The sequence below is a fragment of the Pseudomonas sp. FeN3W genome, from assembly GCA_030263805.2.
GTDB classification, from domain to species: Bacteria; Pseudomonadota; Gammaproteobacteria; order Pseudomonadales; family Pseudomonadaceae; genus Stutzerimonas; species Stutzerimonas stutzeri_G.
This window is the reverse complement of record CP136010.1, coordinates 4,667,558-4,680,785: the sequence shown is the minus strand read 5'-3', so window position 1 is coordinate 4,680,785 and position 13,228 is coordinate 4,667,558. Positions and strand designations below refer to the sequence as shown.

Below are 13,228 nucleotides of genomic sequence, written 5' to 3'. Positions count from 1 at the left end.
TCCAAAGACGCAAACCAGCCACTTCTTTCAAGCTCTGCGCGCGCCGTGCCCGTCCGCGAGCCCGGCCAGGCAAGTCCGCTCAGGGCTGCCTGGACGCGCAAAGGTTCACATCAACGCTTGGTGGCGTCGTAGGCGAGATCGGCGTTACCCGCGTTCTTCGCCTCGTTCACTTCTTCGCACTTCTCGCGGCTACCGCCACAGATGGAGCACTCCTTCTCGATGCCCAGATTGGCGATACCCCCGCAGGAACCCGCGATGGGCTTGCGTCCCATGATCACGCCGATGGCCATGCCGAATACCACAAGCAGCATCACCAGAAAAACCAGTAACCAAGTCATTGCTCTACTCCCGCACCGAACAGCTCGTCAAAAGCCTTGGTGCTCGTTGTTACGAAGCCTTGCCCCTCGCGCACGACGAAGAACGCGGCGATCGCATTACGCTCTGCCAGTGCCAGCCCCCGCTCGGGGCCGAGCACCATCAACGCGGTAGACAACCCGTCAGCACGCAAAGTCGATTTATCGATGACCGTCACCGCAGCGAGGTGATGCTCGATCGGTCTGCCGCTTTGCGGGTCCAGGGTATGTGAATAACGCCGGCCGTCCTGCTCGAAATAGTTTCGATAGTCGCCGGAGGTGGATACGCCCAGACCATCGAGTTCGACGATCTTCTGCGCAACCCGCTGGTCATCCCTGGGCGCTTCAATGGCTATGCGCCACGGTGAATCATCGGGTTTGCGGCCCTCAGCCTTGAGCTCGCCAGTGATCTCAACAAGGTAACTGTCTACGCCGAGCGCCTTCAAACGCTCGACGACGCGATCAACCGCATAACCGGCAGCGATGCTGTTGAAGTCCAGCTGCAGCGCCACCGTCTTGCACAACTGATCGCCATCGATACGTAGATGCCGATGGCCGGTCAACGCCCGCGCCGCCTCGATATCCGCCGCGGATGGAACCTGTTCGCCACGACCTTGCGGACCGAAGCCCCAAAGGTTCAGCAATGGCTCGAGTGTAAGATCGAACGCGCCATCGCTGTCGGCCGATAGCTGATCGCCCGCTGCGACCAATTCGCGCACCGTATCCGGCATCGGCTCGCAGCTTCCGGCGGGCAGCGCATTGAAGCGCTCGACGTCGGAATCGCTACGGTAGGTGGACAGCTGTTTATCGATGTCACCGAGAATGGCCTCGACCTCACCGTGCAGCTCTTCCCTGGAGGGGACGTCGCCGCTGTTTACGTACTTGACGGTATAGGTGCTGCCCATCGTTGGGCCGCTGATGACCTCAACCCTGTCCTGAAACAGACAGCCCGTCAGGGCTGCCGCGAGAGCGACAGCGATGACGGGCCGGAGGTACACGACAGCATGGAGAGCCTGCAGTGACGCTCGGGTCATGCTAGCCGCCGAAGTCGTCGAGCAGAATATTCTCCGGCTCGACGCCGAGGTCGGTGAGCATCTTGATCACCGATGCGTTCATCATGGGCGGCCCGCACATGTAGAACTCGCAATCTTCCGGAGCCGGATGATCCTTCAGATAGTTCTCGTACAGCACGTTGTGGATAAAGCCGGTCGGACCATCCCAGTTATCTTCCGGCAGCGGATCGGACAGGGCCAGATGCCATTGGAAGTTCGGATTCTCCGCCTGCAACTGGTCGTACTCTTCCACGTAGAAGGCCTCGCGCATGGAGCGCGCGCCATACCAGAAGCTCATCTTGCGCTTGGACTTGAGACGCTTGAGCTGGTCGAAGATGTGCGAGCGCATCGGTGCCATCCCCGCGCCACCGCCGATGAAGACCATCTCGGCGTCGGTGTCCTTGGCGAAAAACTCGCCGAACGGTCCGTAAACGGTGATCTTGTCGCCCGGCTTCAGGCTGAAGACATAGGATGACATCTTGCCCGGCGGAATATCGTCACGGCCTGGCGGCGGTGAGGCGATACGGATGTTGAACTTCACCAGGCCACGCTCTTCCGGATAGTTCGCCATGGAGTAGGCGCGAATGACGGTCTCGTCGCATTTCGACACGTACTTCCACTGGTCGAACTTGTCCCAGTCGCCGCGATACTCTTCCTGAATGTCGAAGTCCCGGTAACGCACTTCATGCGGCGGGCACTCGAGCTGCACATAACCACCAGCGCGGAAGTCGACGTTCTCGCCTTCCGGCAGCTTGAGTGTCAGTTCCTTGATGAAGGTCGCGACGTTCGGATTGGACTCGACGGTGCATTCCCACTTCTTCACGCCGAAGACTTCTTCCGGAACTTCGATCTTCATGTCCGCCTTGACCGGAGTCTGGCAGGACAGGCGCCAGCCCTCGCCCGCCTCGCGACGGGTGAAGTGCGACTCCTCGGTAGGCAGCATCTCGCCGCCCCCGCTCTCGACGATGCACTTGCACTGCGCGCAGGTACCGCCGCCGCCACAGGCGGACGAGAGGAAGATGTTGTTGGAGGCAAGTGTCTGCAGCAACTTGCCACCGGCAGGAACGGTAATGGTGCGTTCGCCATTGATCTCGATGCTGACGTCGCCGCTGGAAACCAGCTTGGCGCGTGCCGCCAGGATGATCACCACCAGCGCGAGCACGATGGCGGTGAACATGCCGATGGCGAGGAAAATTTCGTAACTCATCTGTTCATCCCGTCCTTAGAGCTGTACGCCAGAGAATGACATGAAGCCCAGCGACATCAGGCCGATGGTGATGAAGGTGATGCCCAACCCCTGCAACCCATCCGGAACATCGCTGTACTTCAGTTTCTCGCGAATACCGGCCAGCAAAGCAATGGCCAGCGCCCAGGATGCGCCGGAGCCGAACCCGTAGACGACACTCTCGCCCAGGTTGTAGTCACGCTCGACCATGAACAAAGTGCCGCCCATGATGGCGCAGTTCACGGTGATCAGCGGCAGGAATACGCCCAGTGCGTTGTAGAGGCTAGGTACGTACTTATCCAGCAGCATTTCCAAGATTTGCACAATGGCCGCGATCACGCCGATGTAGCTCAGCAGACCGAGGAAGCTGAGGTCCACTTCAGGCAGTCCGGCCCAAGACAACGCACCGGCCTTCAGCAGGTAGGTGTAGATCAGGTTGTTGGCAGGCACGGTGATGGCCTGCACCACGATGACCGCGATGCCCAGGCCGATGGCGGTTTCCACCTTCTTGGAAATCGCGATGAAGGTACACATGCCAAGGAAGAACGCCAGGGCCATGTTCTCGATGAACACGGCACGGACGAACAGGCTGATGTAATGCTCCATTAGTAAGCCTCCTTGTTCGAGACTTGCGGCGCCATCTTGAAGGCAGGCTTTTCGACCTGCTCCTTCTTCCAGGCACGAATGCCCCAGATGAACAGACCGATCAGGAAGAATGCCGAAGGCGGCAGCAGCATCATGCCGTTGGGCTGATACCAACCGCCGTCGTTGACGACGGGCAGAATGGTGTAACCCATCAGTTTGCCAGCACCAGTCAGCTCGCGAATGAAGCCGAGTGCAATCAGCATGGCGCTATAGCCCAGACCGTTGCCGATACCGTCGAAGAACGACAGCATTGGCGGGTTCTGCATGGCAAACGCTTCCGCACGCCCCATCACGATGCAGTTGGTGATGATCAGACCGACGAACACCGAGAGCTGCTTGGACAGCGAGAACGCATAGGCCTTGAGCACCTGATCCACTAGGATCACCAGCGAGGCGATGATCACCATCTGCACGATCATGCGGATCGAGTTGGGGATCTGGCTGCGGATCATCGAGATGAACAGGTTGGAAAACGCCACCACCAGGGTCAGCGCGACAGACATCACCAGCGCCGTGTTCAGGTTGGACGTGACCGCCAGCGCCGAGCAGATTCCGAGAATCTGCAGGCCGATGGGGTTGTTATTGAAGATCGGATTGAGCAGAACTTCTTTGACAGTGGGTTGCGACATGATCAAGCCTCCCCAGCGCGCAGATTAGCGATAAATGGACCGAAGCCGTTCTCGCCCAACCAGAAGTGCAACAGCGAGTTGACGCCGTTGCTGGTCAGGGTCGCACCGGCCAGGGCATCGACCTGGTGGTCGGCTTTCGGGCTCTGAGGGTCGACACCGCCCTTGACAATCTGCACCACCAGTTTGCCGTTGTCGTCGTACAGTTCCTTGCCGGGCCACATGCCGCGCCACTTCGGATTGTCGACCTCACCGCCAAGGCCCGGGGTTTCACCGTGCTGGTAGAAGCCGAAGCCGGCAACGGTATTCAAGTCACCCTCGACTGCCATGAAGCCATAGAGCGTCGACCAGAGACCGTAGCCACGAACCGGCAGGATCAGCGTATCGATCTCGCCCTCGCCCTGCCCTTCGACGATATAAACGGTGCTGTAGCGCTCGCGACGCTTGATCGAGGCAATATCCTCTTCGCTCGGCAGCGCCTCGGACAGAGCAGGATCCTTGGCCGCGGCGAGCGGATCGAAGGTCTTGGCTTCGAATTCGTCGCTGAACTTGCCGGTTTCCAGATCGACCAGGCGGGCAACGATGCGTTCGTTGAACAACTGCTTGACCTGATTACCGGACATGCCCGCCTCGCCCAGCCCGGCGATCGCCAGAATGCTGCGCTGCTTGTCCAGCAGGCGGTTTTCCTGCTGAGTCGGACGAAGCGCCACGGCGGCGCCAGCCACGAAAATGGAGCACACCAGGCAGACCAACAGGGCTACCGTCAGCGTGCGAACGGTGGATTCTTTCTGACTAGACATTACGTGCCAGCCTCCGCTTGATATTGGCCTGAATGACGAAATGGTCAATCAGCGGCGCACACAGGTTGGCGAACAGGATCGCCAGCATCATGCCTTCCGGGAAGGCGGGGTTGACCACGCGGATCAGCACGACCATCACACCGATCAGGACGCCGAACACCCACTTGCCGGTATTGGTCATGGAGGCCGAAACCGGGTCGGTCGCCATGAAGATCATGCCGAAGGCGAAGCCACCGACGACCATGTGCCAGTACCAGGGCATGGCGAACAGCGGATTGGTGTCCGAACCGATCAGGTTGAACAGGAAGCTCAGACCGATCATGCCGAGCATCACACCGGAAACGATGCGCCAGGAGGCGATCTTGCTACCGATCAGGATCACGCCGCCGATGAAGATTGCCAGCGTGCTGGTTTCACCGATCGAGCCATGAATGGTGCCAACGAAGGCGTCCATCCAGGTGATGCCGTTGTCGATCACATTTTCGATACCGCCGGCAAAGCCGAGGCTCAGCGCAGTGGCGCCGGCATAGCCATCGACCGCAGTCCAGACGCCGTCACCGGACATCTGTGCCGGGTAGGCGAAGAACAGGAACGCCCGCGCAGTAAGCGCCGGATTCAGGAAGTTCTTGCCGGTACCACCGAAGATTTCCTTGCCGATTACTACGCCGAAGCTGATACCCAGCGCGACCTGCCATAGCGGAATGCTCGGCGGCAGGATCAGGGCAAACAGCACGGACGTAACGAAGAAGCCTTCGTTGACCTCATGCTTGCGGATCGAAGCGAACAGCACTTCCCAGAACCCACCGACGATGAAGGTCACCGCGTAGATCGGAAGGAAGTAGGCTGCGCCCTGGATGAAGTTATCCCAGAGACTGTTCGGATCGAAGCCCGCCAGTGCGCCGATCAGACCGAAGCGCCAGCCTTCTTGAGCTGAGAGCAGATCAGGGCTCTGCGCGAAGATCAGGTTGGCCTGGTAGCCGGTGTTCCACATGCCGAAGAACATCGCCGGGAAGGTACACATCCAGACGGTGATCATCATGCGCTTGAGGTCGATGCCGTCGCGCACGTGGGCCGTGGTCTTGGTGACGCTGCCGGGACGATAGAGGAAGGTGTCGGCCGCTTCGTAAAGCGCGTACCACTTCTCGTACTTGCCGCCTTTTTCGAAATGATGCTCGATCTTGTCGAGGAATGCGCGAATGCCCATGCCTTAACCCTCCTTCTCGATGCGGGTCAGATTGTCCCGCAGGATCGGGCCGTATTCGTATTTCCCGGCACAGACATAGCTGCACAGCGCCAGATCTTCTTCATCCAGCTCCAGGCAACCGAGTTTCTGCGCCACTTCGGTGTCACCCACGATCAGTGCACGCAGCAACTGGGTCGGCAGGACGTCCAGCGGCATGACCTCTTCGTAGTTACCTACCGGCACCATCGCCCGTGGGCTGCCGTTGGTGGAGGTCGAGAAGGCGAACTTCTTACCGGCCATCAGCTTGGAGATATAGATGTTGAGGATCGAATGCTTGTCGACGCCCGGGCGCATGTAATGGAGCATCTCGCGCTCCTTGCCCTCACGCAGGCAGGAAACCTGCTGGTGGTAGCGACCAAGGTAGGCGAACGCACCATGGGCGGTACGACCACCCAGCAGCGAGCCAGAAACGACGCGATTGGCTCCGGGTTGCAGCTCACCAGCGGTCAGTTCGTCGAGGTTGGCACCGAGACGGGCACGTACCAGACGTGGCTGCTCGACCACCGGGCCGGCCAGGGCGACAACGCGCTCCACCGACAAACGCCCACTGGTGAACAGCTTGCCCACGGCAATCACGTCCTGATAACCGATGGTCCAGACGCTTTTGCTGGCGCTTACCGGGTCGAGGAAATGGATGTGGGTACCAGCCAGCCCGGCAGGATGCGGACCGTTGAAGCTTTCGACCTGAACCTTGGCCAGGGACTCGCCTGGCAACGAGGCATTTGGCGCCTTGCACAGGAACACCTTGGCCAGATTAGTCAGGACCTTGAGTCCGGCTTCAAAGGCTTCAGGCTGTTCAGCGATGATGATCGCCGGATCGGCTGCCAGCGGATGCGTGTCGATCGCGGTCACGAAAATCGAGGCAGGCGTGGCATCGACGGCCGGCACCTTGCTGAACGGGCGCGTGCGCAGCGCGGTCCACAGGCCTGACTGCTGCAGGTTTTCACGCACCTGCTCGCCGCTCAGACCATCCAGCTGGGCTGGCGAATAGCTCGTGAAGGTGACCTCTTCATCGCCCTCGAGGTCGATGACCACCGATTGCAGCACGCGCTTTTCGCCGCGGTGAACTGCACTGACGACACCGGCGCCGGGCGCGGTGTAATGCACGCCTTCGGACTTCTTGTCGGAAAAAAGGATCTGCCCCAGCTTAACCCGATCACCGACCTGAACAGCCATGGTTGGCTTCATGGTCGGATAGTCGAAGCCGACGACGGCGACGCTGCGCACGGGCCTGCCGGCCTCGATACGCTGCGCCGGCGCACCGGCTATGGGCAAATCAAGCCCTCGTTTTATATTGATCATCGGTTTGCCTAACCACTGATTTTAGAAAGCTTTTTTTGCAGGCCCAGCGGCATGGCGCAAAGTAGGATTGCGCCGCGCGCGCCAATACGTTATTGACGCGACACCATGTCGCGGACCCAGGTAAAAAATCCGCCCGATTATAGAGGTCGCGGACCTTGACTGACCACCCAAGCATTGCGGATTTTTGACTCGAAACAAGAGAAGCAAAATTAGCGGCGCACGAAATCGAGCCGACCGCTCGGCCGCTCAACCCCGGCAGCTCGCGCGACTACTACCGCCCAGAAACGCGAAACGGGAGCCGAGGCTCCCGTTTCGATTTCACCGTCCGCAGCGTTTAGCGCGGGAAGGCTGGCGGGTTAACCCCCGCCATGTCTTCCATCACCCGCACGACCTGACAGCTGTAGCCGAACTCGTTGTCGTACCAGACGTAAAGCACGACACGGTTATCGTTGCAAATGGTCGCTTCGGCATCCACCACGCCGGCATGGCGCGACCCGACGAAATCAGTGGATACAACTTCCTGCGAGTTGACGAAGTCGATCTGTTTCTGCAGATCCGAGTGCATGGCCATCTGGCGCAGGTACTCGTTGATCTCTTCGCGACTGGTGGCCTTCTCCAGGTTCAGGTTGAGAATTGCCATGGACACGTTCGGCGTAGGGACGCGGATCGCGTTGCCAGTCAGCTTGCCTTTGAGCACCGGCAGCGCCTTGGCTGCAGCGGTGGCGGCACCCGTTTCGGTGATCACCATGTTCAGCGCAGCGCTGCGACCACGACGACTGCCCTTGTGGAAGTTGTCGATCAGGTTCTGGTCGTTGGTGTACGAATGCACCGTTTCCACGTGACCGTTGACGATGCCGTACTGATCGTTCACCGCCTTGAGCACCGGCACGATGGCGTTGGTTGTGCAGGATGCAGCGGAGATGATCTTGTCATCGGCGGTGATGTCGCCATGGTTGATGCCATGCACGATGTTCTTCAGCTCACCCTTGCCCGGCGCGGTCAATACGACGCGAGCAACACCCGGGCACTTGAGGTGCTGACCCAGGCCTTCGGCGTCACGCCACTTGCCAGTGTTGTCGACAAGCAGCGCGTTCTCGATGCCGTACTGGGTGTAATCCACCGAGGACGGATCGTTGGAGTAGATCACCTGAATCAGGTTGCCGTTGGCGGTGATGGTGCTGTTCTCTTCGTCGATGGTGATGGTGCCATCGAAAGGACCATGCACCGAGTCGCGACGCAGCAGGCTGGCACGCTTTACCAGATCGTTGTCCGCGCCCTTGCGCACGACGATGGCGCGCAGGCGCAGGCCGTCGCCACCACCGGTTTTCTCAATCAGGATACGCGCCAGCAGACGACCGATACGGCCGAAACCGTAAAGAACCACGTCAGTGCCTTTGTGACCAGCTGCGGCGTGACGCTTGTCGGCCACCTCAGCCAGCTCTTCACGGACGAACTGCTCGAGATTGCGACCGTTGCCCACTTCCTTGTACTTAGCGACCAGCTTGCCCAGGTCCACCGAAGCGGCGCCCAGGTTCATTTCGCTCATCGTCTTGAGGATCTGGAAGGTGTCGTGCACCGACAGCTCGGTTTCGTCGGCGATGCGGTGACGGGCGAAACGGTGTGCCTTGAGGATGGCGATCACCGAACGATTGATCAGGCCACGGCCGTAGATCGAAGTCACCACGTTGTTGTTGCGATACAGCTGACCAATCAGCGGAATCATCGCTTCGGCGAGCGCTTCGCGGTCAATCCATTCACCAAGACACTGGTCGGGCTTCTGAGTCACGGGCAGTTCCTTCCAACATGTAGGGGCTGAGAAAAGGGGCTACATTATGACGGCGCACCCTAGCGCCGGCAATCTGCAGCGGACGAAACACTGACAGCCAAGCGCCTCGATAGTTACAATCCCGGCGGCCTATTTTTTGATCGGAGCCACGCCCACTCGTGTCCGTCTTGCGCCTTCCCCCCCTGCCTGCCGCCAGCGGCAAGCAACATTGGGGCAATCTTCCAGGAGCTGCGCTAAGCCTGGCGATTGCCGAAGCAGCCAGCAACGCCAAACGCTTCACGCTCCTGCTCACTGCCGACAGCCAAAGCGCCGAGCGCCTGCAGGAAGAACTCGCCTTCTTCGCGCCACAGCTGGCGGTATTGCATTTTCCTGACTGGGAAACGCTGCCCTACGACATCTTCTCGCCGCACCAGGACATCGTCTCCCAGCGCATTGCCGCCCTCTACCAGCTACCGGAGCTGAGCCACGGCGTGCTGGTAGTGCCGATCACCACCGCCCTACACAGGCTAGCGCCAAAGCGCTTCCTGCTGGGTTCGAGCCTGGTGCTGGACGTCGGGCAGAAGCTGGATGTGGAGCAGATGCGCCTGCGCCTGGAAGCAGCCGGCTATCGCTGCGTGGACACCGTGTACGAGCACGGCGAGTTCGCCGTGCGCGGCGCGTTGATCGACCTGTTCCCCATGGGCAGCCCCCTGCCCTACCGCATCGACCTGTTCGATGACGAGATCGAGACACTGCGCACCTTCGATCCGGAGAACCAGCGCTCGATCGACAAGGTCGAGTCGATCCGCCTGTTGCCAGCACGCGAGTTCCCCCTGAAGAAGGAGGCAGTCACCGGCTTCCGCGCGCGTTTTCGCGAGCGTTTCGACGTCGACTTCCGCCGCTGCCCGATCTACCAGGACCTCTCTACCGGCATCACCCCAGCGGGCATCGAGTATTACCTACCGCTGTTCTACGAAGAAACCGCGACGCTTTTCGACTACCTGCCTGAAGACAGCCAGGTGTTCTCCCTGCCCGGCATCGAGCAGGCCGCCGAGCAGTTCTGGAGCGACGTTCGCAATCGCTACGAAGAACGCCGCGTCGACCCCGAGCGACCGCTGCTGCCGCCGGCCGAACTGTTCATGCCGGTGGAGGACTGCTTCGCTCGGCTCAAGCTCTGGCCGCGTGTGGTCGCCAGCCAACAGGATGTCGAGCCTGGCATCGGCCGCGAACGCTTCACCGCGCAGGCCCTGCCGGAACTGGCAATCGAGGCCAAGGCGAGCGAACCGCTGGGCAAGCTACGACGCTTCCTCGACGAATATGCCGGGCGTGTGCTGTTTACTGCCGAATCAGCCGGCCGCCGCGAAGTATTGCTGGAGCTGCTCGCCCGTCTGAAGCTGCGCCCGCAAGAAGTCGAAGGCTGGGAGGAATTCCTCGCCAGCCAGGAGCGCCTGGCGATCACCATCGCTCCGCTCGACGAAGGCCTGCAACTGGACGACGTCGCACTGGTTGCGGAAAGCCCGCTGTTCGGTCAGCGCGTCATGCAGCGCCGGCGACGCGAGAAGAGTCGCGACGGTGGCGAGAACGTCATCAAGAACCTCACCGAGCTGCGCGAAGGCTCGCCGGTGGTGCACATCGATCACGGTGTCGGTCGCTACCAGGGCCTGGTTACCCTGGAGATCGAAGGCCAGGCGCAGGAATTCCTGCTGCTGCAGTACGCCGAGGACGCCAAGCTCTACGTACCGGTCGCCAGCCTGCACCTGATCGCCCGCTATACAGGCAGCGACGACGCGCTCGCGCCACTGCACCGGCTCGGCTCGGAAACCTGGCAGAAAGCCAAGCGTAAGGCGGCCGAGCAGGTCCGCGATGTCGCGGCCGAGCTGCTGGATATTTACGCCCGCCGCGCCGCACGCGAGGGTTATGCCTTCAAGGACCCGCAGGTCGACTACGAGACGTTCGCCGCAGGCTTTCCGTTCGAAGAGACGCCCGATCAGCAGGCCGCCATCGACGCGGTACGCGAGGACCTGCTGTCGGCCAAGCCGATGGATCGTCTGGTCTGTGGTGACGTCGGCTTTGGCAAGACCGAGGTGGCCATGCGCGCCGCCTTCATCGCCGTCCATGGCGGCCGGCAGGTTGGCGTACTGGTGCCGACCACCCTGCTCGCTCAGCAGCACTACAACAGCTTCCGCGACCGCTTCGCCGACTGGCCAGTGCGGGTCGAGGTGATGAGCCGCTTCAAGTCCGCCAAGGAAGTGCAGAGCGCTATCGCCGAGCTTGCCGAGGGCAAGATCGATATTCTCATCGGCACCCACAAGCTACTGCAGGATGACGTCAAGTTCAGCAACCTGGGCCTGGTCATCATCGACGAGGAACACCGTTTCGGCGTGCGCCAGAAGGAACAGCTCAAGGCATTGCGCAGCGAAGTGGACATCCTCACGCTGACCGCCACGCCGATTCCACGCACGCTGAACATGTCCATCGCCGGCATGCGCGACCTGTCGATCATCGCCACGCCGCCGGCGCGCCGGCTGTCGGTTCGCACCTTCGTCATGGAACAGCAGAACACCGTGATCAAGGAGGCGCTGCTGCGCGAGCTGTTGCGCGGCGGCCAGGTCTATTACCTGCACAACGATGTGAAGACCATCGAGAAATGCGCCGCCGACCTGCAGGCACTGGTGCCGGAGGCACGCGTCGCGATCGGCCACGGGCAAATGCGCGAGCGTGACCTCGAACAGGTCATGAGCGACTTCTACCACAAGCGTTTCAACGTGCTGGTGGCCTCGACCATTATCGAAACCGGCATCGACGTGCCGAGTGCCAACACCATCATCATCGAGCGCGCCGACAAGTTCGGCCTTGCGCAGCTGCACCAGCTGCGTGGCCGGGTCGGGCGCAGTCACCACCAGGCCTATGCCTATCTGCTGACCCCGACCCGCAAGGCAATGACCGATGACGCGCAGAAGCGCCTGGAGGCCATCGCCAATGCCCAGGACCTCGGTGCAGGCTTTGTCCTCGCCACCCACGACCTGGAAATCCGCGGCGCCGGCGAGCTGCTCGGCGAGGGTCAGAGCGGGCAGATCCAGGCGGTTGGCTTCACCCTTTATATGGAAATGCTCGAGCGCGCGGTCAAGGCGATCCGCAAGGGCGAGCAGCCGAATCTGGAGCAGCCGCTCGGCGGCGGGCCGGAAATCAACCTGCGCCTGGCAGCCCTGATCCCGGAAGACTACCTGCCGGATGTGCATGCCCGCCTGATCCTCTACAAGCGCATTGCCAATGCGGCCGACGAAGACGGGCTGAAAGAACTGCAGGTGGAGATGATCGACCGCTTCGGCCTGCTACCGGAACCGACGAAGAACCTGGTGCGTCTGACGCTGCTCAAGCTGCAGGCGGAAAAGCTCGGCATTACCAAGATCGACGCAGGCCCGCAGGGTGGGCGCATCGAGTTCTCGGCCGACACCTCGGTCGACCCGATGGTGCTGATCAAGCTGATCCAGAGCCAGCCGAATCGCTACAAGTTCGAAGGCGCCACGCTGTTCAAATTCCAGGTGCCGATGGAACGCCCGGAGGAACGCTTCAATACGCTGGAAGCGCTGCTCGAGCGGCTGGCGCCCAATGAGCAAGGATCGTAGATGCCACTTCGCTATCTGGTCTTGCTACTGACGCTGCTGGCGCCTCAGGCTCACGCCGAGGCGCTATATCGCGTCGAGCTGATCCTGTTTCGCCACGCCCCGCCACTGGAAGCCAGCCAGCACGCACCCTACAACTGGGCCGATAGTGCGCAGGTGCTGGACAGGCGCGCCGAACGCCAGCCAGCCCTCGAGCATGTCGCCGCCAGGCTTACGCCGGACCAGGGCTACCAGGTACTGTTGCAACGGGCCTGGCAGCAAGCAGTCAGCGAAGATGCGCCGACCATCGCACTGCACCAGGGGCAACGCCATTTCGAGCACTACCCGATTCAGGGTCTGCTGAGGGTCAGACCCGGGCGCTATATGCAGACTGACATGACCTTCTGGGTGAACCGCTTCGGCGAGTACGGCCAACTGCTCGCCAGCGAGCGTCTGACGCAGCGCGTTCGCCTGGTCCCTGGGCGTCTGACCTACATCGACCATGACAGCCTCGGGCTGCTGATCGAACTGAAACCACTATGAGCATTTCGCGCCGATATCCGGCCGGTAGCCGGCTGGCCTGCCTTGCCGCACTCCGGCACAGAGGGCCCGGCA

Annotated in this window: 11 protein-coding genes; 2 read left to right on the top strand and 9 right to left on the bottom strand. The window is 61.1% G+C overall.

Going from position 1 to position 13,228, the window contains the following annotated elements:
* Positions 1-110 precede the first annotated feature (110 nt).
* The 9 genes from nqrM to P5704_022045 all read right to left on the bottom strand — a co-directional run bounded on the left by nqrM (position 111) and on the right by P5704_022045 (position 9,032).
* Positions 111-338 carry a (Na+)-NQR maturation NqrM gene (gene nqrM / locus P5704_022085; GenBank protein WOF78655.1) on the bottom strand — a complete coding sequence of 76 codons (228 nt, stop codon included), beginning with the start codon at positions 336-338 and terminating at the stop codon, positions 111-113.
* Positions 335-1,258: an FAD:protein FMN transferase gene (locus tag P5704_022080; GenBank protein WOF81308.1), complete on the bottom strand. Its 924-nt coding sequence runs from the start codon at positions 1,256-1,258 to the stop codon at positions 335-337. Before P5704_022080 ends, nqrM begins: the two co-directional genes overlap by 4 nt.
* A gap of 130 nt (positions 1,259-1,388) precedes the next feature.
* Positions 1,389-2,612, bottom strand: a complete 1,224-nt coding sequence (gene nqrF / locus P5704_022075) for an NADH:ubiquinone reductase (Na(+)-transporting) subunit F (protein ID WOF78654.1) — start codon at positions 2,610-2,612, stop codon at positions 1,389-1,391.
* 15 nt (positions 2,613-2,627) lie between these two features.
* Positions 2,628-3,236 carry an NADH:ubiquinone reductase (Na(+)-transporting) subunit E gene (gene nqrE / locus P5704_022070; GenBank protein ID WOF78653.1) on the bottom strand — a complete coding sequence of 203 codons (609 nt, stop codon included), beginning with the start codon at positions 3,234-3,236 and terminating at the stop codon, positions 2,628-2,630.
* Positions 3,236-3,910: an NADH:ubiquinone reductase (Na(+)-transporting) subunit D gene (locus P5704_022065; GenBank protein WOF78652.1), complete on the bottom strand. Its 675-nt coding sequence runs from the start codon at positions 3,908-3,910 to the stop codon at positions 3,236-3,238. The genes nqrE and P5704_022065 overlap by 1 nt, the downstream gene beginning before the upstream one ends.
* A complete protein-coding gene (locus P5704_022060) occupies positions 3,907-4,701 on the bottom strand; it encodes a Na(+)-translocating NADH-quinone reductase subunit C (GenBank protein WOF78651.1) in 795 nt (264 codons plus the stop codon). The genes P5704_022065 and P5704_022060 overlap by 4 nt, the downstream gene beginning before the upstream one ends.
* The gene (locus P5704_022055) at positions 4,694-5,905 is read right to left on the bottom strand and encodes an NADH:ubiquinone reductase (Na(+)-transporting) subunit B (GenBank protein WOF78650.1); all 1,212 of its coding nucleotides are present in this window, start codon (positions 5,903-5,905) and stop codon (positions 4,694-4,696) included. Before P5704_022055 ends, P5704_022060 begins: the two co-directional genes overlap by 8 nt.
* A 3-nt stretch (positions 5,906-5,908) precedes the next feature.
* A complete protein-coding gene (locus P5704_022050) occupies positions 5,909-7,246 on the bottom strand; it encodes a Na(+)-translocating NADH-quinone reductase subunit A (GenBank protein WOF78649.1) in 1,338 nt (445 codons plus the stop codon).
* Between the two features lie 334 nt (positions 7,247-7,580).
* Complete coding sequence (locus tag P5704_022045) at positions 7,581-9,032, bottom strand: glyceraldehyde-3-phosphate dehydrogenase (protein ID WOF78648.1); 1,452 nt, start codon at positions 9,030-9,032, stop codon at positions 7,581-7,583.
* A gap of 158 nt (positions 9,033-9,190) precedes the next feature.
* Here P5704_022045 and mfd point away from each other — a divergent pair, with 158 nt between their 5' ends.
* Both mfd and P5704_022035 read left to right on the top strand, forming a co-directional pair.
* Complete coding sequence (gene mfd / locus P5704_022040; protein WOF78647.1) at positions 9,191-12,637, top strand: transcription-repair coupling factor; 3,447 nt, start codon at positions 9,191-9,193, stop codon at positions 12,635-12,637.
* Positions 12,638-13,156 carry a CsiV family protein gene (locus P5704_022035; protein ID WOF78646.1) on the top strand — a complete coding sequence of 173 codons (519 nt, stop codon included), beginning with the start codon at positions 12,638-12,640 and terminating at the stop codon, positions 13,154-13,156.
* Positions 13,157-13,228: the final 72 nt, after the last annotated feature.